This is a genomic window from Streptomyces sp. CNT360 (genome assembly GCF_000424785.1).
Map to the genome: position 1 here is coordinate 38,435 of NZ_AUKO01000032.1, position 19,271 is coordinate 57,705.

The window sequence follows — 19,271 nt, forward strand, 5'->3', positions numbered from 1 at the left end:
GTGTGTAGAGTCCCCGGCATGTCCATCGCTCACACGCTGCTCGGACTTCTGGAGTCCGGGCCCCGCCACGGTTACGACCTGAAGCGGACCTTCGACGAAAAGTTCGGCCACGACCGGCCGCTCCACTACGGCCAGGTCTATTCGACGATGTCCCGGCTGCTGAAGAACGGGCTCGTGGAGGTCGACGGCATCGAGGCCGGCGACGGCCCCGAGCGCAAGCGGTACGCCATCACCGACGCCGGCATCACCGACGTCGAACGCTGGCTCGCCACGCCCGAGAAGCCCGAGCCGTACCTCCAGTCCACGCTGTACACCAAGGTCGTCCTCGCCCTGCTCACCCAGCGCAACGCGGCCGACCTCCTGGACGAGCAGCGATCCGAGCACCTGCGTCACATGCGCGCCCTCACCGAACGCAAGAGCAAGGGCGACCTCGCCGACCAGCTCATCTGCGACCACGCCCTGTTCCACCTGGAGGCCGATCTGCGGTGGCTCGAACTGGCCGCCGCCCGCCTCGACAAGCTCCGTGAGGCGGTGTCCCGATGACGCACTCCCCCGACGGCTCCCTGCTGACGGCCGAGCGGCTGCGCAAGGCCTACGGTCCGACCCTTGCCCTGGACGGCGCCGAGTTCTCCATCCGCCCCGGCGAGGTCGTCGCCGTGATGGGGCCCTCCGGCTCCGGCAAGTCGACGCTGCTGCACTGCCTCGCCGGGATCGTCCCGCCGGACTCCGGGACGATCCTCTACGACGGCCGGGAACTGTCCGCCATGAACGACGCCCAGCGCAGCGCGCTGCGGCGCACCGAGTTCGGGTTCGTGTTCCAGTTCGGCCAGCTCGTCCCCGAGTTGACCTGTGTGGAGAACGTCGCGCTGCCGATGCGGCTGAACGGCGCCTCCCGCAGGGAGGCGGAGCGGGCCGCGCTCGGCTGGATGGAACGCCTGGAGGTCGACGACCTGGCCAAGAAGCGGCCGGGCGAGGTATCCGGCGGCCAGGGACAGCGGGTCGCCGTGGCCCGGTCGCTGGTCACCGGCCCGCGGGTGCTCTTCGCGGACGAGCCCACCGGCGCGCTCGACTCGCTCAACGGCGAGCGCGTGATGGAGCTGCTCACCGAGGCGGCGCGGTCGACCGACGCCGCAGTCGTCCTCGTCACCCACGAGGCCAGGGTGGCCGCCTACTCGGACCGCGAGGTCGTCGTGCGTGACGGCAGGTCCCGGGACATGGAGCGCGCCGTATGAGGCGGTGGGCCACGGATCTCGCCCTGGGCGTACGGTTCGCCCTCACCGGCGGACGCGAGGGCTGGGTCAGGGCCCTGCTGACGGGGGTCGGTGTGGGGCTCGGCGTGGCGCTGCTGCTGCTGACCTCCGCCGTCCCCAACGCGCTCGCCACCCGGCACGACCGGGACGATGCCCGTACGGACGTCTCCTTCGCGAACACCAACAAGCTGGAGAAGGCGGACAACACCCTCCTGGTCCGCCGGGCCGACACGGAGTTCCGCGGGACGGAGATCCGGGGCCGCGACCTGCAACCCGAGGGCTCCGACGCTCCGTTGCCGCCCGGCGTGAAGGCTTTCCCCGCCAAGGGAGAGATGATCGTCTCCCCGAAGCTGAAGGAGCTGCTGGAGTCGGACGACGGGAAGCTGCTGCGCAAGCGGCTGCCGGACCGGATCACCGGCACCCTCGCCGAGGAGGGCATGGTCGGATCGCAGGAGCTGACCTTCTACCGGGGCGGCGAGAACCTGGAGGCCAAGCAGCTCCGTTACAACGTCACCACCCGGATCGACCACTACGGCTACCAGGGCGACAGGGCCGAGGAGGAGACCGACCCGGTCCTGATTCTTCTGATACTCGTGATGTTCGTGGTGCTGCTGATGCCGGTCGCCGTGTTCATCGCCACGGCCGTGCGGTTCGGCGGCGAGCGGCGCGACCGCCGGCTCGCGGCCCTGCGGCTGGTGGGGGCCGACGCCGCGATGACCCGGCGGATCGCGGCCGGTGAGGCCATGGCGGGCGCGGCCTCGGGACTGGTCTTCGGCACGGGGTTCTTCCTCATCGGCCGCCAGATCGCAGGCGGCGCCGAGGTGTTCGGGGTCAGCGTCTTCCCGAGCTATCTGAACCCCACGCCGCTGCTGGCGCTGCTGGTGGCGGTGGCGGTCCCGGCCGCCGCGGTGCTGGTCACGCTCTTCGCACTGCGCGGGGTGGCCATCGAGCCGCTCGGTGTGGTGCGCACCGCCAAACCTGCCCGGCGCCGGCTGTGGTGGCGACTGGTGCTGCCGCTGGCCGGTCTGGCGATGCTCTACCCGATGATCGGCCAGGGCAACGACCACGGCGACTTCAACCAGTACCTGGTGACCGGCGGCGTCGTCCTGCTGCTGGTCGGTGTCACCGCGCTGTTGCCGTGGACCGTGGAACGGGTCGTCGCCCGCCTCGGGAGCGGCAGCGTCTCCTGGCAGCTCGCGGTCCGCCGCCTCCAGATGAGCAGCGGTACCGCGGCCCGCATGGTCAACGGCATCGCGGTGGCCGTCGCCGGTGCCATCGCCCTGCAGATGCTCTTCGCGGGCGTCGACGGCGCCTACACCGAACAGAACGCCGACCAGGACGTGATGCGGGCGCAGATGCAGGTCAGCCTGCCGAACGGCACGCCGGCCCAGCCCGCCGCCCCGAAGTTCGAGGCCACCGGGGGCGTCGAGGGCGTGTACGCCTACGACGAGGGTGCCCTCGGTGAGAAGCGCAAGGACCCGGAGAAGTCCACCGCGATGACGGTGGGTACCTGCGCGGCGCTGAAGGAGGTCGCGAAACTGCCCTCCTGCAAGAACGGTGATGCCTTCGCCGTACGGGACGTCGAGGGAGACACCGAAACGGCCGCGCTGGCGAAGCCGGGGAGGCACCTGTACCTCGACCCGACCTTCAGGCAGGACGGCTCGAAGAATGCGGAGGTCCCCTGGCAGGTGCCGACGCAGTTGAAGGACGCCAAGACCCGCATCGGCATGACCAACAACGAGCAGCAGGGCTTCCTCCTCACCCCCGGGGCGCTGCCGGACAGCCTCCTGCCGGGCCTGACCGGAGAGGTCTATCTGAAGCTGGACAAGTCCTACCCGGACGTCGAGGACCTGGTGCGCAACACGGCCGCCGCCGTCGACCCGCAGGCGGACACCACCGTCTGGTCGGCCACCAGAACAGCCGGGGAGTACACGGCGATCCGCACCGGTCTCCTCGCCGGCGCCTCCTGTGTCCTGGCGCTGATCGGCGCGAGTCTGCTGGTGTCGCAGCTGGAGCAGCTCCGGGAGCGCCGGAAGCTGCTGTCGTCCCTGGTCGCCTTCGGCACCCGGCGCCGCACCCTCGGCCTGTCGGTGCTGTGGCAGACGGCGGTTCCGGTCGCGCTGGGTCTGGTGCTGGCCGCGGGCGTGGGACTGGCGCTCGGCGGCGTCCTGCTGAAGCTCACGGACACGCCGATCGGCATCGACTGGACGAGCGTGCTGTCGATGACGGGCGTCGGCGCGGGCGTGGTCCTGGTGGTGACGCTGCTCAGTCTGCCGCCGCTGCTGAAGCTGGTACGGCCGGAGGGCCTCCGCACGGAGTAGCCCGGAGTACTTCAGCCACCGCGGGGCTGACGTCCCGCACGGGGAGCTCGCGGACCCCCTCCGAGAGGGGGCCGCGAGCTCCCCGTTTCCGGTAGCCCGGGGCCGCGCCCGAGCTCATGGCCACTGAGACGTTCCCCGGTGTGCTTTCAGCCGGCGGGACGCCACGTGGCGGCGCCGAGGACCGAGTCGGCCATGCCGTAGTAGAGGAACCAGGTGCCGCGGAAGCGGACGAGTCCCTCACTGAAGACGACGTGGTTGACCTGGCCGCCCTGCTCGTCGTCCGACGTGGGGACGAGGAACGGGCGCTCCAGCCGTGCCACCGCCTTCGTCGGATCGGCCGGGTCGATGAGGAGCTGTCCACCGGAGTACTGGCCCTTGGTGTAGCCGCCCTCGCCGTCCGAACGGCCGTTGTAGACCAGCAGGATGTGTCCGTCGTCGGTGAGCAGCGGCGGCGGGCCGGGTTCGATCAGGGACCCCTCCCAGGGGTGCAGGGGCTTCGCCACCGGGTCGTCGTTGCCGACGGTCTTCCAGTGGATGAGGTCCTTCGACGTGGCCCAGTAGACGTTCGACTCACCGAAGTACATCCAGTACGTGCCGTCGATGGGCGTGGTCAGGATCGCGCCCGACTTGTTCCAGGGCTTGTCGCCGTGGATCGGGTCGGGCAGTTCGGGGAAGAGGGGCCCGTGCTTCTTCCAGTGCACCAGGTCCTTCGAGGTGGCCAGGCAGAGCAGGGCGCTCGTGCCGTCGTAGCCGGTGTAGGTGAGGTAGTACGTGTCGCCGATCCGCACCACGCGCGGGTCCTCGCAGCCACCGGGCTTCTCGTACGGCTCGGTCGGTACGAGCACCGGCTCCGGCCTGCGCCGGAAGGTGAGTCCGTCGTCGCTCCAGGCGAGGCCGATGCTGGAGGTCTTCGCCTCGTCCTGGGCGCGGTAGAGCAACGCGATCCGGCCGCCGACGACCAGGGCGCACGGATTGTAGAGGTACGCCGACTCCCACGCGTGCGCGGGCTCGGGGCGCAGGATCGGGTTCGCCCCGCTCTTGGTGAAGGGACCGAGTGGGAAGCGGGCGGGCCCGCCCGGGGGGTCCGGGTGTCCCCTGCCGGCGGCGGCAGCGGGCGCCGTCGCCGCGAACGTGCCCGCCAGCGCGGCGCCGACCACCCCGGCCGAAACCTTGAGCACCCCGCGGCGCCCGTGCTCCGCCGTCCTCGCCTGCCGGTCGTTGTGCCGCATGTACGGACGACCTCCCGCCCTCGCCGTTGACAACGTTGTCGGACACTGGGCCTCCGGCCCCGCATCCCGTATGCACCGGGCCTACACACTGGGCGACGCGTCACGCCCCGTCAAGGGAGCGGGCATCACGTCCTGCCCGTCGCCTGCGCGGGACGGCACGCCGCCCTCGAACGGCGGGACAGGACCGCACCGACGAGCGGACCTTCTCCGGCGTGAGGTGGCGTCACCTGTTCACGCCGGGCCGGCGGCCTCATCCGGAGTACGGATTCGCCCTGTACGCCGTGGCGCTGTCCCGCGACGGCTCCGCCGCTCCCGACCTCGCGCGCAGCCGTACGGCCACCGCCGCCTCTTCAGCCGACGTACCGCGCACGGACCGAGGCGCAGGGCCGAGCACGGCCGGGGAGGACGTCGGGACCGGCCAGCAGGTGACCGCCCGTCAGAGCCTGCGGTGAACGGAGACCGCGTACTGTCCACCGGCGTACGGCTCACGCTCCCATGCCCCGTACCGGGCTTCGAGGGCGAGACCCGCCGCCGCGCACTGTGCGTCGTACGCGTCCAAGGTGTAGCCCCGGCCCAGCGAGAACCCCGCCACCAGACGGCCGCCCGGCCGTACGTGCGCCGCCACCCCGGCGACGAGGTCGGGCTCCGTACCCGGCTCCGTGAACAGGGGCACGTTGCCCGCCATCACCACCACGTCGAAGGCGACCCCGAGGTCGAGCCCCGCGAGGTCGCTGTGGTGCCAGGGAATGTCGGGGGCCAACTGCCGTGCCGAGGCCAGCATCGACGCGTCGAGGTCCACCCCCGCCACCTCGATGCCGTGCCGCGCCAGCTCGATGGCGACCCTGCCCGTCCCGCACCCCGCGTCCAGGACGCTGTCCGGTTCCAGGGCCCGCACGAAAGCGGCCTCCCCGTGCACATCGCCGCCCTCGGCGGCGATGCTGTCGAACCGCGCCTGATACGCCTCGCCGTCCCACGCCATGCACCCCACCCTGACACACCCGCCCCTCGGGGCCCGGGGCTCAGCTCGCCCCGTGCGGTTTCGGGGTGGGTGGCCGCCGGCGGGCCCGGGTCGCGCCGCCGCCCTCCCCGCGAGAGGGCCGACGCTCGACGCCCGTCGGCATGCGGTCGAAGTCGGGGCGGAACGGTTCGGGCTGCATCACGGTCACGTCGGCGGAGTCTGTAGCTGTCCGTCGACTCGGCGGGGCACCGTGCCTGTGCCCTCCCGGAGTTCGGCAGGCAGGAGGTGCTCGGGGCTGTTCTGCCAGGCCAGGGGGCGCAGGAAGCGGCGGATGCCGGCCGGGCCCACGGAGGTGTGCTGGTTGTCGGTGGCAGGCCAGGGGCCGCCGTGGTGCTGCGCCCAGGTGACGGCTACGCCCGTGGGGTAGCCGTCGAAAAGCAACCGGCCGCTGCGGGCGGCCAGCGCGCAGGCCACGGCGTCCCGTACCGGATCGTCTTCTGCGCCGCCGTGGACCGTGGCGACCAGGGCCCCCGGGAGCTGTTCTACGAGTCCGACGAGTGCCTCGGGCCGGTAGCGCACGAGAAGGGCCAGGGGACCGAAGGTCTCTCCGACGCGGGGGGCGTCGAAGTCCTCGGCGTCCAGCACCGCGACCGCCGGCCGGGTGCGGAAGCCCTCACCCTCCCCGGCCTGCGACTGCGTGAGTTCCGCGGTCGTGCCGAGCCGGTCCAGGCTGCCGCGGTAGGAGGTGGCGATGGCCTCGTTCAGCATGGGCGGGAGCGGGGCGGTCGCCGTCCGTCGGCGTACGTCCGCGACGAGTCGGTCTCCGGCCTCTCCCCTGGGTACGAGGACGAGTCCGGGCTTGGTGCAGAACTGGCCGCCGCCCAGGGTGAACGATTCCACGAGGCCCTGGGCGATCCCGGCTGCTCGCTCGTCGGCTGCGCGTGGTGTGACGACCAAGGGGTTCACGCCACCGAGTTCCCCGTAGAAGGGGATCGGTACGGGGCGGGCGGCAACCACCTTCTTCAGCGCTGCCGCTCCGGCGTGCCCCCCGGTGAAGGCGACAGCCGTGATCCGTGGGTCGGCAACGAGGGCGCGGCCGGCGGCGGTTCCGTGGATGAGGGACACGGTGCCTTCCGGTGCCCCGTGCGCACGTATCGCGTCGCGGAGGATCCGCCCGCACAGCTCCGAGGTGAGGGGGTGGCTGCCGTGGGCCTTGGCAACGACCGCGCACCCGGAGGCGAGAGCGGCTGCCGTGTCGCCGCCCGGCACGGAGAAGGCCAGCGGGAAGTTGCCGGCGCCGAAGACCGCTACCGGTCCCAGGGGGACGAGCATTCTGCGCAGGTCCGGGCGCGGTCCCATCGGGGTGTCGCCGGCGTGGTCGACCGTTGCTTCGAGGTAGCCGCCCTCGTCGACGACGTCGGCGAGCAGGCGCAGTTGGTAGGTGGTGCGGGCCAGTTCGCCGCGCAGACGCGGGGTGCCGAGCGCCGTCTCCCGGTCGGCCGTCGCGATGATCTCGGCTGCTGCCGCTTCGAGTGCCTCCGCCATCCGGCGCAGCAGCGCGCTGCGGAAGGGCCTGCCGAGCGCGGCCAGTTCGTCGGTGGCCTGCGCGGCCTGCGCGCAGGCCGCGGCCACCTCTTCGTCCGTGGCCGTGCGCAACGCCGTGGTGGTCACCACGCCGGTGCTCGGGTCTGCTGTGGTGACGGTCTCGCCGCTCACTTGACACCCCACCCTTCCAGGATTGCGGTGATGCGTCGACTGATCTGTGGGCCCGGCCGGGAGGACGGGGGCCTGACCCAGGAGCTGCCGAGGCCGATCTGGTGCAGTGCCTCCTTGATGACGCTGACGTTGTCCGCGCTGTTGCGGGCCAGCCGCAGCTCCTCGAACTCGCGCACGTCGTCCCAGATCTTCATCGCGGCATCGAAGTTGCCGCCGGTCAGGGCGGACTGCATACCCGTCGACAGGTGCGGAGCGATGGTGGCGAGCCCAGAGGTGAAGCCGCTCGCGCCGACTGCCGCGTATCCGGGTGCGTACAGCTCGGCCAGGCCCGCGATCCAGGTGAACCTGTCGAGTCCGGCCCGCCGTGCGACGGCGGCGAAGGTCGCGGCGTCCGGCAGCGCGTACTTCACCGCGACCACGTTCGGGCAGACATCGGCCAGTTCCTCGAACTGCGCCGGGCCGACAGCCGGATTCTTGACGTACGGCACAACGCCGACGTCGGGGACGGCCGAGGCGATACGCCGGTGGTAGTGGACCCACCCCTCCGGAGAGAGGTAGGGGTGCACGGGCTGGTGCACCATGATCGCCTCGGCGCCGCGGTCGCGGGCGTAGCGTGCGTCCTCGACCGCGGTTGCGATGTCGAAGCCGACCCCGGCCAGGAGCAGGGCGCGCCCGGCCGTGCCCCCGGCCACCACGTCCACCGCCGTGCGGCGCTCGTCCGGCGTCAGGCAGTAGAACTCGCCGGTGTTGCCGTTCACGGTCACCACACCGATTCCGCCCTCCACCAGCCGCGCCACGGCGCGTTCAAGAGCGGGACGGTCCATCTCGTCCCCCTCGGCGAAGGGTGTCGGGGTGATCGCCACGACGTCGGCCAACCGGGACCGGATCGCCGAAAGGTCCATGTTCCTTCTCCGTCCAGCGGTAGTTTCATATACGAGATATGACGGTAGCAGCGCCGCGTCAGGGGTCAAGAGGCGGTCGGGACCACGACAGCCCGACGCGGACGGCGCCTCGCGCACGCGGACGCGAGCCCCGGCTGCTTCCCGATGCACAGCCCTTGACGTGCCCGTGCGAGCTGCTTAAGTTCGGCCGAGTCATATACGAGATATCTGATCGCCGCATGGGTGGGCCGGAACGGCCTCACCGCTTCCCGTACCGCACGCAGCAGACCAAGGAGCGTCATGTCACTCGTGGAGAAGGTCGAGATCATCCAGTTCAACGAGGACGAGCCGGACTTCGTCCGGGACTTCGCCTCGGAGGACCGGGCGGGGTCGTGGTACTACACGCCCGGCAGCGTCGGTTCCCGGGGCAGTCTGATGGTGCGTGTGCACACCGCGGACGGGCTGACGGGAGAGTATGCGTACCACGCGGCGGCCAGTGCCTGCGCGGTCCAGGCCGTCGATGTGGCGCGGATCCTGGTCGGGCGCCCGTGGCAGCACCGCGAGCGGCTGTTCCGCACGGCGCGGCGGATGGCGCGCCCGATGCACAACTACGGCCTCTCCTTCGTCGACAACGCGCTGTGGGACCTGGCGGGCAAGGCGTACGGCGCCTCGCTGACCGAGCTGCTCGGCGGCTGGCGGGACCGCGTTCCCGCCTACGCCTCGACGGTCAACGGCGACCGCGCGGGCAGCCTCTCCTCCTCCGAGCAGGTCGTCGAGTTCCTCACCGAGCTGCAGCAGGCCGGCTGGACCGGGTTCAAGATGCACAGCTGGCACGAGGGGGACAAGTGGGAGGAGGCCCGCAACGTCGCCCGCATGAGGGAGGTCCTGGGCGAGCGCGCCGAACTCATGCTCGACCCCGCCTGCGTATTCGACTCCCTCAGCGACGCGATCTTCGTCGGAAAAGCGTGTCAGGAGGCGGGATTCCGCTGGTACGAGGACCCGCTGCGGCCCATCGGGGTCGGCGCCCATCAGCACCGCCAGCTCAGGGACGCGCTGGACATCCCCCTCCTGCAGACCGAGCACGTGCCCGGCCCGGAGGCCAAGGCCGACTTCCTGCTGGCCGGCGGGACCGACCTCCTCCGCGTGGACAGCCACTACGACATGGGTGTCACCGGCAGCCTCACCACCCTCAAGTTCGCACAGTCGCTCGGCGTGAACGTCGAGGTGCACGGACCGAGCCCCGTCCACCGCCACCTCGTCGCCTCCATGCAGAACACCTCGCTCTACGAGGTCGCGAACGTCTCCCCACACCACTCCGACCCGTCCCCGCACATCTACACCTGCGGCTACACCGACGACTGGACGGGCATCGGCGAAGACGGCACGCTGCCGGTGCCCACCGGCCCGGGCATCGGCGTCGGCTACGACCACGACCTCATCCGCAAACAGGCCGTCGCCACCTGGGTCGTCACCGCCGACGGCGTCAGCTGACAGGACGGCGGCGCATTGACCGGTCAGCCAGCGCATCATAGGGTCATATCTGATATGCACGAGGAGGAGTCGATGAGCAACCGTCGCACGGCGGACGAGACGGCATCGCCCCTCGGCTTGACCCTCGACCATGTCGACCCCGCCGCCAACCGCACCGAGCAGGCGGCATCCGTCATCCGGCGGGCGATCCTGACCGGGCAGCTGCGTCCGGGCCAGCCCCTCGTCGAGTCCGACATCGCCGCTTCCCTGGGCATGTCGAAGACACCGATCCGCGAAGCCCTCAAAACCCTCGTCGGGTCCGGGCTCGTGCTGCTGAGCCCTTACCGGGGCGCCAGCGTCCGGGCGATGGACAGCGCTGCCGCCGCGGAGGTGTACGACATGCGCCTCCTGCTGGAGCCCGAGGGCGTACGCCGCTCCGTGCGCAACGGCGGGGACCTCGGCGCGGCCCGCCGCTCGCTCGACCTGGCCGCCGCGACCGACGACACCGCAGAGATGAGCCTGCACAACCGGGAGTTCCACCGGGCCCTCTACATGGCCTGTGGAAACCCGATCCTCACCAGGACTCTTGACGAGCTGAGGGACCAGGCGGCGCTGGTCAGCGTGTCGGGATGGCGCTCCGCCGGTGGCTCCAGCAGCGAGACGGCGGAGCACGAGGAGATCCTCGCCGCCGCCCTGGCAGGCGATGCCAACCGCGCCGCGCAGCTTCTCGCCGCCCACATCTCCGGCTTCATCAACCGTGTCCTGCCCACGCTCGACGGTCGGGTCGATCCGGCAGGGCCTGCGGCAGGCCGCCCGCACTGAGCCCTCCCGGGCCTCTTCAGCAACAGAACACCGGCACTCCCCTCCCCCGGCGGCCACCCTCTGCGTATGCGCGGCAGCCAGGCCGGGGGTATCACGAACCGCAGCCGACAGCAGCCATACGGAAGCTTGTGAGCGCCCTGCGCTCCCGTCGCGGCGCCGACCGAGCTCGCCGTCCGAGCGAGCAGAGCTCCCGGCACGGCCTGTACACCTTTCTCTTCCTTCAGGAGCGCTCCGCAGCGCTCCCTTGCCCCTTCGCGCTCCAAGGCAGGTGCAATGAAGCACTCTCCAGCAGCAGTCATCGATCCGCCGGCGCTGACGGCCGCCACGAAAAAGGCCTACTGGCGACTCGTTCCGCTGACCATGCTGATGTTCGTCGTCAACTACATCGACAGGGTCAACATCGGCTTCGCGAAGGACGCGTTGGAGGCGGACTCCGGTATCGGAGCCGGCGCCTACGGCCTGGGCGCCGGGCTCTTCTTCGTCACCTACGCGATCTTCGAGATCCCGAGCAACATCCTGCTCGAACGCTACGGCGCGAAGTTCTGGCTGACGCGCATCATGATCAGCTGGGGTCTCGTCTCGGCGCTGATGATGTTCGCGCACAACGAGGCGGTCTTCTACATGCTGCGCATGGCTTTGGGCGCAGCGGAGGCCGGTTTCTTCGCGAGTGTCATCTTCTACTTCACCCAGTGGTTCCCCAACGCCGTGCGCGGCCGGGCCAACGCCGCGCTGTACTCGGCGTCGGCCATCGCCGCAATCATCGCCGGGCCGCTCTCGGGGGCCCTGCTGAGCATGCACGACACCCTCGGGCTGCACGGGTGGCAGTGGATGTTCCTGATCGAAGGTCTCGCCGCCGTCGCCATCGGTCTTCTGGTCTGGTCCCGGCTGGTCTCCCATCCCTCCGAGGCCGGCTGGCTGTCCGCAGAGGAGAAGGAGGCGCTGCTCGACCGGCTGGCGGCCGAAGAAGCGGAGCGGGCCGCGGCCAGGCAGGAGAAGGTACCCTCCCGATGGTCCATGCTGCGCGACCCGCAGATGCTGCTGTTCTGCTTCGTCTACTTCGCCGCCCAGCTCGCCCAGTACGCCGTCACCTTCTGGCTGCCCGACTTCGTACGGGACATCGGAGGACTGAGCGAGTTCATGATCGGCCTGATCGCGGTCGTGCCCTTCATCGCGGCCTTCTTCGCCGTACTCGCCGCCGGCCACCTCTCCGACCGCACCGGACTGCGCCGCACGGTGCTCGGCTCCGGGTACCTGTTGGCCGCCCTCGGCCTGACCACCGCCGCCCTCACCACTCCGGTCGTGGCCGTCATCATGCTGGTCGTCGCGACAGCCGGCTTCAAGGTGGCGGCGTCCTCGTTCTACGTGATCCCGCAGCAGTATCTGGTGGGAGCGATGGCGGCCCCGGGCATCGCGCTGATCAACTCGATCGGCAACCTCGGGGGGTTCGTCGCACCGACGCTGCTCGGGCAGGTACAGGAGCGCACCGGCAGCGTCAGCACGGGGCTCCTGATCGTCGCCGGCATATCCGTGGTGGCCCTGGCAGGGTGCGCGTTCCTGCGCTACCAGCACGGCGGGCCGATCAGCGAGGAAGAGAGCCCGGCCCAGCACGCCCCCTTCGCCGCACCGGACGCCGCGCCCGACGGCATCCGGCACAGCAACCGCTGAAGGGCACCGCGGGCGGTGGTGCCTGGTGCTCCGTGTACCGCTACCAGGTGACCGGCAGTGCGTGGACGCCGTAGATGACGGCGTCGTGTTTGAAGGGGATCCGTGTCAGGTCCACGGTGGTGCGGAGGGTGGGGATGCGCCGTAGCAGGGTGGGATAGAGGACCTGGAGTTCCATGCGCGCGAGTGGTTGGCCGACGCAGTGGTGTGTCCCGGCTCCGAAGGCGAGGTGGGGCCGGGCGTTGCGGGTGAGGTCGAGCGTGTCGGGGTGGGGGAAGACTTCGGGGTCCCGGTTGGCCAGCTCGCTGAGGAGGATGACGCCCTCCCCCGCCTTGATGGTGCGGCCTGCGATCTGGATGTCCTCCAGGGCTGTCCTGCGGCGTCCGAGGTGGACGACGGAGAGGTAGCGCAAAAGTTCTTCCACCGCTTCGTTGACGACGGCGGGGTCGTCGGTGTCCCGGAGGACGGCCAGTTGCCCGGGGTGTTCGAGCAGCAGGAGCGTGCCGAGCGTGATCATGTTTGCGGTGGTTTCGTGGCCGCCGATCAGCAGGAGGACGCCCATGGCCGCTGCCTGGCGGCGGGTGAGTTCCCCGGCCTCGACGCGTGCGCCGAGTGTGGAGAGCAGGTCGTCGCCCGGCTCGGCGATCTTTTTGCCCAGCAGGTCGTCGAGGTAGTCGCCGAGGTTGGTGTGTGCGGTGCTGCGGGCCTCGGCCGAGGTGACGGAGGAGACGATGGTCTTGCTGTTGCTCTGGAAGAAGTCGTGGTCTTCGTAGGGGACGCCGAGCAGTTCGGAGATGACGAGGGAGGGGAGGGGCAGCGCGAGGGCCTGGACCAGGTCGGCGGGCTTGGGTCCGGCGAGCATGGTGTCGATGAAGTCGTCGGCGAACCTCTGCACGACGGGGCGCAGTGCTTCGATGCGTTTGACGGTGAAGACACCGCTGACCATGCGGCGCAGGCGGGCGTGCTCGGGGTCGTCCATCCCGACGAAACTCATGTCCGGCCTGTGCCGTCCGGCCTTGTCGGGGTCGACGGGACTGGGGAAGCCGGGGTGGGAGAAGTCGGCGCTCAGGCGCGGGTCGGACAGCAGCGCTTTCTGCTCGGCGTGGCTGGTGACCACCCAGGGGGTGCTTCGGCCCCAGGACCTGACCCGGGTGAGGGGGCCGCGGTCCTGCAGGGCGCGCATCTGCGGCGAGACGCCGAAGGGGCAGGCGGCGGAGCGGGGGTGGGGGAAGTCGGGAAGCTGCGCGAGGTCGGGGGCGGTCTGCGGCAGGGCGGTCATGTGTGTCCTCCCCAAGTCGGCACGGGGTGTCATGGTCTGGTGCTGGTGCTTCAGGCCGGGGCGGCCGATGTGGCGGCGCCGGATGTCAGAGCTGTGCTCCCGCTGTCGGAGGGCGCAGGGGCGGGAGGGGTGCTCAGAGTTCTGCCGTGCAGGCGGGCCTGTTTGGGCATGTTCCAGCCCAGGACGGCGCTGGTGTGGCCGTCCCGCTCGTAGCGGGCGACGAACCGCTGTCCTTCCTCGCCTTCGACGACGGTGATCTGTGCGTCGGAGGCGGGGGTTCCGAAGACCTGGACCCTGGTGTCGAACTGGTCGGTCCAGAAGTAGGGAACGGGCCGGTAGGCGGTCCGGGCGCCGAGTATGTCGGCCGCGACGGCGCCGGCCTGTGCGGTGGCGTTCGTACGGTTCTCCAGACGCACGTGCTCGTCGACGTCCTGGTGGTACCAGCGGGCCACGTCACCGACCGCGTAGATGCCGGGTGCGGCGCGGCACCGGGCGTCGCAGACGATGCCGTCGTCCAGTTGCAGGCCGCTGCTGACGAGCCAGTCCGTGGCGGGTGCACAGCCGATGGCGACGACGACCGCGTCGGCGGGCTGTACCTCCCCGGTCGACAGGTGGACGCCGGTCACCTGCCCGTGCGCATGGGCGAGGCCGCCGACACCGGTGCTGCTCAGTACGCGTACCCCGTTACGGGTGTGGAGGCCCGCCAGGTGCGAGGCGATCCGTGAGCCCAACTGGGCTGCCATGGGCGCGGTTTGCAGGCCCACCAGTGTGGTGTGCACGCCCAGCTGTGCCGCGGTGGCGGCGGTCTCGCAGCCCAGGACACCGTCTCCGATGACGACGAGGCGCCGCGTGGTGCTCAGGGCGGCACGCAGGGCCAGTGAGTCGTCGAGAGTGCGCAGCAGGTGCACGCCTTGCAAGCCCTGTTGCCCCGGGAGCCGCCGGGGGTGGGCGCCGGTGGCCAGCACGAGGACCTCTGCGCCCAGGGCCCGTCCGCTGTCCGTGTGCACGGTACGTGTCCCGACATCAAGGGAGACGGCCGTCTCGGCGTGGTGGAACTCCGCGTCCAGTGCGCCGAGTTGCTCCTCGGTGCGCAGGTGGGACCGCTCGGGCTGCCAGGCGCCGGACAGGACCTGTTTGGACAGCGGCGGCCGGTCGTAGGGCGGACCGCTCTCGTCCCCCACGACGGTGATCCGGCCCTGGTACCCCTTGCGGCGCAGGGCTTCGACTGTGCTGAGACCGGCGACCGAGGCGCCGACGACCAGCACGTCGGCGGGTGCGCTCACGCGTCCTCGCTCAGGTGGATGGCCGCGGCGGGGCACACGTCGGCGGATTCCCGCACCGCTTCCTGCTGGTCCGCGGCGGGGGCGTCGTCGAGAAGGACGACGATGCCGTCCTCGTCGCGCTGGTCGAAGACCTCCGGCGCGATCATGACGCACTGCCCGGCGCCGCAGCACTTCTCTTGGTCAACGCTGATCTTCATGGTTGCAGTCACAGGTCCTTTGCGGTGTGGTGGTGCGCCCGGTCAGGTCCGGGGTGCAGTGACGGGGGCGGTCAACAGGCCGACGATCGCATCGGTCAGTGCGTCGGCGGCACGCTCCCATGTCTCGTGCGCAGGCCCGTCGTTCCCGGCCAGGGCACGCTCCCGTTCCGCGCATGTGTGCGTGATCAGGTAACGGGACATGGTTCCGCGCTCGGCGCGGACGGCAGCCGGAAGGTCGGCGAGGCACCGGCCCAGGCCGTCGAGGATCTGCCGCAGGTACGGGCGGGAGCACGCCTCTTCGGAGACCAGATCGCGCATGGTGGGCTCCGTCATGACCTGGACCGTCATGCGGGCGTTCCACGAGGGGACGCCGAGCGAGTCCAGGTGCTCGGTGACGGGCCGTACCAGGGCACCGACCCAGTCCCGGATGTCCGGACTGCCGTCGATCACCACGAGGTACCGGCGACGGATCCGGTCGGTCTGCTCGCCGTGCCGCGTCATGATCGCCCGCACCAGGTCCGTCTTGCCGCCGAAGTGGTAGCCGACCGCGGTGTTGTTCCGCTGTCCCGCGGCCTCTGCGATCTGCCGGTTGGAGACGGTGACCAGGCCGTGCTCGGCGAACAGCCGTTCAGCCGCGGCCATGATGGTGTCCCGGGTCTCCGCCGTACGGTCGCGGTGAGCGGTCTTCACGGCGGTCACCAGGTCACCGGGAGGTCACGCAGCGGCGCGGTCAACAGCCCCTCGTGAGCGCGCAGGCGGGCGGGTTCGACGGCGAGGTCGAGCGTGGGCAGGCGGCGCAGCAGCACGCTCAGCGCGCCCTGCATCTCCGTGCGGGCCAGCGGCTGCCCGAGGCAGGAGTGCGCGCCGGCGCCGAAGGTGAGGTGCGGATTGGGGCTGCGCCCCAGGTCCATCTCGTGCGGGTTCTCCCAGGCGCTCTCGTCGCGGTTGGCGGAGGACATGCTGCACACCACGGTGGTGCCCGCGGGCACCGTGCCGCCGGAGAGTTCGGTCTCCTCTTCCGTGTAGCGGAGCATGCCGAAGTTGGCCCCGTTGGGATCGAAGCGCAGGCTCTCCTCCACGGCGAGCCGGACCAGCGAGGGGTCGGCCAGCAGGCGCTCCCACCTCTGCCGGTCGGCGAGCAGGTGCGCAACCATCAGTGCGATGAAACCCGCGGTCGTCTCATGGCCCGCCAGCAGCAGCGCCTGCCCGGTGGCCACCAGGGCGTCGTGCTCCATCGGCTCGCCCGCACCATCGGCGCCGGTCAGCAGCAGACTGAGCAGGTCGTCCCCGGGCTCGGCGCGCTTGTCGTCGACGAGCGAGGCCATGTACGCGGCGAAATCGTGCTGAGCCGTCTTCATCTCCTCAGCGCTGTAGCGCGTGGTGTTCAAGAAGATGTCCGACCAGGCCTTGAACCGGTCCCGGTCCCGCTCGGGCACTCCCAGCATGCGGCAGATCACGTACACCGGCAGCGGAAACGCCAGGCCGGAGACCAGGTCAGCGGGGCGTCCCCGCTCCACCATGCCGTCGATGAGGTGCGCGGCCATGGCCTCGATGTCCGGCCGCAGTGCCGCCATGCGCTTCGCGGTGAACCACTTGCCGACCATGCGGCGCCACCGCGCGTGCCCCTGCGCGTTCAGCGTCCTGGCCATCGGACTGTCGAACACGCCCTCCGCGTCTCCGGCCGACACCCTTGCCGCATCAGGACGGGTCAGCCCCTCGCGGCTGAAGCGGGGATCGGCCAGCGCCGTGCGCACGTCTTCGTACCTGGTCAGCAGCGATGCCTCGTCCTTGCTGGGCAGCGCCACCCGCGCCACCGGGCACTCCGTCCGCAGCCGTGTCCAGGTCTGTGACGGCTCCAGCACCGACGGCGCCTTCAGCGGGTAGGCGAGCGGTTCCGCCTCTTCCGTTCCTGTCATGCGCGTACTCCTTCGACCCGTGCAGCCAGGCGTTCCCGACGACCGAGTGTCGACCTTCACCATTCGTTACGTCAATCACTTGACTTAAAGTTGCCTCCGGCAACCATACGCGGAGAGCTTCCGTCCCGAGAAGAAGGTCCCGGCTGTGAAGGACACCCGACCGGCGCTGCGGTTGCCCGCCCTCGCGCGCCTGTCGCACACCGGACCGGGGAACCGAGCCGTCGTCGTCACCGCGGGCAGCACCGACATCGGCCGGACGGTCGCCCTGGCCCCAGTCGACGACGGCCCCCGAGGAGCGGACGTGAGGCGCGATGCCGCCGGGCCCCTCGAAGAACTCGCCGTCGCCCTCCGTAACACCCACCCCGCGGTTCCACCGAGCGCGACAGACACCGAAGAACGCTGCTGCGCCATCTGTTGTCGGCCCGGCGAGATGCATGACCCGTTGCGGGTATCTGCCCGATATGCCGACGGGAAGCATGCAGTCGTGCCTCGGAGGCCGTCGAACGCCCGCTGCCACGAACTCAAGAGGTCGAATACCAGTGCACGCCCAGGAAGCCAGTGGCCCTTTCCGGCCGACTGCCGCGCCGGTCGGAAACAGAACGCGTCTTCCTTCACCGCGGCCCGGCCCCAGCCGCATCTCCCTGATCACCGGCCTTGCGAGTGAGGAGCGGTCGGCTTCGACGTCCGCCCACATATGCCCCGCCCGTGCCGGTGGAGCTCCCTTTTCGTCTTTGCCCACCACCGACAATCGGCATATCCGCAGGTCGCGCCGCTGCCGAATATGGGTACAACATATGCCTGTTGCATTCTCGCACCTTCGCTCATTCCGCCCATTTACGTGCCGCCCGCTCCCGACGCGTGGGCGAGAACTCTGCCGGGGGCCACTGCATTGCGCGGTGAGGATTCTCAGCCGTATCGCGGGGCCGCACGGGCGCAGGAGTAACTGACGGCCGGTCGGGAATACTTGATCCGACGCGCAGGCATGCAATTGCACGCCTGCGAGGGGGAAGCAACGACGGAGGTTGCGAGATGACGCGTGCAGGCGCCGGTCTCAGTCGAGACGCCGCCTGGCCCAAGTAGCGGAAGAGCTCCTACAGCGATCGCAACGGGGAGTGCGAGAAGGCAGCCGACACGGGCGCAGCCGTGGCCTTCCGCGACGCGAAGCAACCCAGCGGACCCGAGCCGGGACGGCGTCCGCGCCTTTCGTGCCGTGGCGCAGGGCCACAACGCCCTGGCCGGATCCACCCGGGTACCAAGAAATGCGGCAGCGACCATGCGGCGGGAGTGCGGCGCTCCTCGACGGAACACGCCCTTGCACGAACCGACAGGACTGGCACAACTCCCCTGCGCCTCGGCGCAGTTTCTCCTCCAACCGCCGGACAGCAACCAAGGGAGCGGATACCGCGTGGGTGGCGCAGACGAAGACCTCCAGCCGACCCGTGGCCGTGACGGCGCCTTGGACCAGGGCCGCGCCTCCAGCATGCGCAGGTACGACCAGGACCGCCCCCACAGCGCGCGGATGTACGACTACTACCTGGGCGGGAAGACGAACTACGCCGTGGACCGGGAGGCCGCCGAAAGAGCCATCCAGCAGTTCCCGGCCATTCTGACCGTCGCGCGGGTCAACCGGACGTTCATGCACCGGGCAGTACGCTTCCTTGCCGACGACGCCGGCATACGGCAGTTCCTGGACATCGGCTCCGGCATCCCGACAGCACCCAACCTGCACGAGATCGCCCAGGAGCAGGACCCGTCGTGCCGGATCGTCTACGTGGACACCGATCCGATCGTTCTCGCCTACTCCGACGCCCTGCTGACCAGTTCCCTCCAGGGGCGCACGAGCTACCTTCAAGGCAGCGTGACCGAACCGGACGCTCTGATCGCAGCCGTCGAGTCCGATGGCTGCATCGACCTCGACGCACCTGTCGCCTTGTCCCTCCATGCGCTGCTGCACTTCGTGCCGGACGACCAGCGACCGTACCGCCTGGTGGAACAACTCCTCGACCGCCTGGCCCCTGGCTCGTACCTGAGCCTGAGCCATTGCACCGGCCAGTTCGCCCCACAGGCGTGGCAGTCCATCGTGGATCTCTACCGCCAAGGCGGCACCCCGGCCCAGGTGCGCAGCCGCGAAGAGATCGAGCAGTTCTTCCGCGGGCTGGACGTCGTGCCACCCGGCGTCGTCGTGGCACACCAGTGGAACCCCCGGACCGCCGGCGGGCCCAGCCTGATCTCGAATGCCGACGCCTCGCTCTACGCCGGCATCGGCAGGAAGCGCTGACTCAGCCGG

The 19,271-nt window shown here is 70.4% G+C and carries 17 protein-coding genes and 1 pseudogene; 9 read left to right on the forward strand and 9 right to left on the reverse strand.

Annotated features, from left to right (window positions below; all coding sequences use genetic code 11):
- The first annotated feature begins 18 nt into the window (after positions 1-18).
- The 3 genes from H297_RS0123650 to H297_RS0123660 are packed head-to-tail and all read left to right on the forward strand — an operon-like array spanning position 19 to position 3,571.
- Positions 19-543: a PadR family transcriptional regulator gene (locus H297_RS0123650; RefSeq protein WP_027739080.1), complete on the forward strand. Its 525-nt coding sequence runs from the start codon at positions 19-21 to the stop codon at positions 541-543.
- Positions 540-1,232, forward strand: coding sequence for an ABC transporter ATP-binding protein (locus tag H297_RS0123655; RefSeq protein WP_027739081.1), 693 nt, complete (start codon positions 540-542; stop codon positions 1,230-1,232). Before H297_RS0123650 ends, H297_RS0123655 begins: the two co-directional genes overlap by 4 nt.
- Positions 1,229-3,571: an FtsX-like permease family protein gene (locus H297_RS0123660; RefSeq protein WP_027739082.1), complete on the forward strand. Its 2,343-nt coding sequence runs from the start codon at positions 1,229-1,231 to the stop codon at positions 3,569-3,571. The genes H297_RS0123655 and H297_RS0123660 overlap by 4 nt, the downstream gene beginning before the upstream one ends.
- 146 nt (positions 3,572-3,717) lie before the next feature.
- On the opposite strand, the gene H297_RS0123665 is transcribed toward H297_RS0123660, so the two are convergent.
- Positions 3,718-4,800 carry a glycoside hydrolase family 130 protein gene (locus H297_RS0123665; protein WP_078514511.1) on the reverse strand — a complete coding sequence of 361 codons (1,083 nt, stop codon included), beginning with the start codon at positions 4,798-4,800 and terminating at the stop codon, positions 3,718-3,720.
- 212 nt (positions 4,801-5,012) lie between these two features.
- Between H297_RS0123665 and H297_RS0123670 the strand changes: the two genes are divergently transcribed.
- Positions 5,013-5,252 (forward strand): hypothetical protein, encoded by a 240-nt coding sequence (locus tag H297_RS0123670; RefSeq protein ID WP_027739084.1) that lies wholly within the window; start codon positions 5,013-5,015, stop codon positions 5,250-5,252.
- Here H297_RS0123670 and H297_RS0123675 read toward each other — a convergent pair.
- From H297_RS0123675 to H297_RS0123685, 3 genes are all read right to left on the reverse strand, one after another.
- Complete coding sequence (locus tag H297_RS0123675) at positions 5,237-5,779, reverse strand: class I SAM-dependent methyltransferase (RefSeq protein ID WP_027739085.1); 543 nt, start codon at positions 5,777-5,779, stop codon at positions 5,237-5,239. The genes H297_RS0123670 and H297_RS0123675 overlap by 16 nt on opposite strands.
- A 183-nt stretch (positions 5,780-5,962) precedes the next feature.
- Positions 5,963-7,474, reverse strand: a complete 1,512-nt coding sequence (locus H297_RS0123680) for an aldehyde dehydrogenase family protein (RefSeq protein ID WP_037795251.1) — start codon at positions 7,472-7,474, stop codon at positions 5,963-5,965.
- A complete protein-coding gene (locus H297_RS0123685; protein ID WP_027739087.1) occupies positions 7,471-8,376 on the reverse strand; it encodes a dihydrodipicolinate synthase family protein in 906 nt (301 codons plus the stop codon). Before H297_RS0123685 ends, H297_RS0123680 begins: the two co-directional genes overlap by 4 nt.
- A 279-nt stretch (positions 8,377-8,655) precedes the next feature.
- Between H297_RS0123685 and H297_RS0123690 the strand changes: the two genes are divergently transcribed.
- The 3 genes from H297_RS0123690 to H297_RS38045 all read left to right on the forward strand — a co-directional run bounded on the left by H297_RS0123690 (position 8,656) and on the right by H297_RS38045 (position 12,312).
- Positions 8,656-9,846 (forward strand): enolase C-terminal domain-like protein, encoded by a 1,191-nt coding sequence (locus tag H297_RS0123690; RefSeq protein ID WP_027739088.1) that lies wholly within the window; start codon positions 8,656-8,658, stop codon positions 9,844-9,846.
- A 72-nt stretch (positions 9,847-9,918) separates the two neighbouring features.
- Positions 9,919-10,647, forward strand: a complete 729-nt coding sequence (locus H297_RS0123695; RefSeq protein ID WP_078514525.1) for a GntR family transcriptional regulator — start codon at positions 9,919-9,921, stop codon at positions 10,645-10,647.
- A gap of 273 nt (positions 10,648-10,920) precedes the next feature.
- Complete coding sequence (locus tag H297_RS38045; RefSeq protein ID WP_064744869.1) at positions 10,921-12,312, forward strand: MFS transporter; 1,392 nt, start codon at positions 10,921-10,923, stop codon at positions 12,310-12,312.
- A 40-nt stretch (positions 12,313-12,352) separates the two neighbouring features.
- Here H297_RS38045 and H297_RS0123705 read toward each other — a convergent pair whose 3' ends face one another.
- Genes H297_RS0123705 through H297_RS0123725 form a run of 5 tightly spaced genes read right to left on the reverse strand, consistent with a single transcriptional unit; the run spans position 12,353 to position 16,984 of the window.
- Positions 12,353-13,588, reverse strand: coding sequence for a cytochrome P450 (locus H297_RS0123705; protein WP_027739090.1), 1,236 nt, complete (start codon positions 13,586-13,588; stop codon positions 12,353-12,355).
- Between the two features lie 50 nt (positions 13,589-13,638).
- A complete protein-coding gene (locus H297_RS38050; RefSeq protein WP_051352116.1) occupies positions 13,639-14,871 on the reverse strand; it encodes an FAD-dependent oxidoreductase in 1,233 nt (410 codons plus the stop codon).
- Positions 14,868-15,068: a ferredoxin gene (locus H297_RS0123715; RefSeq protein WP_027739091.1), complete on the reverse strand. Its 201-nt coding sequence runs from the start codon at positions 15,066-15,068 to the stop codon at positions 14,868-14,870. Before H297_RS0123715 ends, H297_RS38050 begins: the two co-directional genes overlap by 4 nt.
- Before the next feature lie 42 nt (positions 15,069-15,110).
- Positions 15,111-15,758, reverse strand: coding sequence for a TetR/AcrR family transcriptional regulator (locus tag H297_RS0123720; RefSeq protein WP_486589638.1), 648 nt, complete (start codon positions 15,756-15,758; stop codon positions 15,111-15,113).
- A gap of 5 nt (positions 15,759-15,763) precedes the next feature.
- Positions 15,764-16,984, reverse strand: coding sequence for a cytochrome P450 (locus H297_RS0123725; protein ID WP_027739093.1), 1,221 nt, complete (start codon positions 16,982-16,984; stop codon positions 15,764-15,766).
- Positions 16,985-18,076: 1,092 nt separating this feature from the next.
- On the opposite strand from H297_RS0123725, the pseudogene H297_RS42895 reads away from it, so the two are divergent.
- Together H297_RS42895 and H297_RS0123730 are read left to right on the forward strand one after the other, a co-directional pair.
- Positions 18,077-18,433 (forward strand): annotated as a pseudogene (locus tag H297_RS42895) (hypothetical protein); the annotation flags it as partial.
- A gap of 31 nt (positions 18,434-18,464) precedes the next feature.
- A complete protein-coding gene (locus tag H297_RS0123730; protein ID WP_027739094.1) occupies positions 18,465-19,262 on the forward strand; it encodes an SAM-dependent methyltransferase in 798 nt (265 codons plus the stop codon).
- The last annotated feature ends 9 nt before the right edge of the window (positions 19,263-19,271 follow it).

Excerpts from the sequence above, each read along its gene's own strand:
- H297_RS0123715 (WP_027739091.1), bottom strand. The coding sequence starts at position 15,068 with ATGAAGATCAGCGTTGACCAAGAGAAGTGCTGCGGCGCCGGGCAGTGC.
- H297_RS0123655 (WP_027739081.1), top strand. The coding sequence starts at position 540 with ATGACGCACTCCCCCGACGGCTCCCTGCTGACGGCCGAGCGGCTGCGC.
- H297_RS0123675 (WP_027739085.1), bottom strand. The coding sequence starts at position 5,779 with ATGGCGTGGGACGGCGAGGCGTATCAGGCGCGGTTCGACAGCATCGCC.
- H297_RS0123650 (WP_027739080.1), top strand. The coding sequence starts at position 19 with ATGTCCATCGCTCACACGCTGCTCGGACTTCTGGAGTCCGGGCCCCGC.
- H297_RS0123705 (WP_027739090.1), bottom strand. The coding sequence starts at position 13,588 with ATGACCGCCCTGCCGCAGACCGCCCCCGACCTCGCGCAGCTTCCCGAC.
- H297_RS38045 (WP_064744869.1), top strand. The coding sequence starts at position 10,921 with ATGAAGCACTCTCCAGCAGCAGTCATCGATCCGCCGGCGCTGACGGCC.
- H297_RS0123690 (WP_027739088.1), top strand. The coding sequence starts at position 8,656 with ATGTCACTCGTGGAGAAGGTCGAGATCATCCAGTTCAACGAGGACGAG.
- H297_RS0123695 (WP_078514525.1), top strand. The coding sequence starts at position 9,919 with ATGAGCAACCGTCGCACGGCGGACGAGACGGCATCGCCCCTCGGCTTG.
- H297_RS0123685 (WP_027739087.1), bottom strand. The coding sequence starts at position 8,376 with ATGGACCTTTCGGCGATCCGGTCCCGGTTGGCCGACGTCGTGGCGATC.
- H297_RS0123730 (WP_027739094.1), top strand. The coding sequence starts at position 18,465 with ATGCGCAGGTACGACCAGGACCGCCCCCACAGCGCGCGGATGTACGAC.
- H297_RS0123660 (WP_027739082.1), top strand. The coding sequence starts at position 1,229 with ATGAGGCGGTGGGCCACGGATCTCGCCCTGGGCGTACGGTTCGCCCTC.
- H297_RS0123725 (WP_027739093.1), bottom strand. The coding sequence starts at position 16,984 with ATGACAGGAACGGAAGAGGCGGAACCGCTCGCCTACCCGCTGAAGGCG.
- H297_RS0123665 (WP_078514511.1), bottom strand. The coding sequence starts at position 4,800 with ATGCGGCACAACGACCGGCAGGCGAGGACGGCGGAGCACGGGCGCCGC.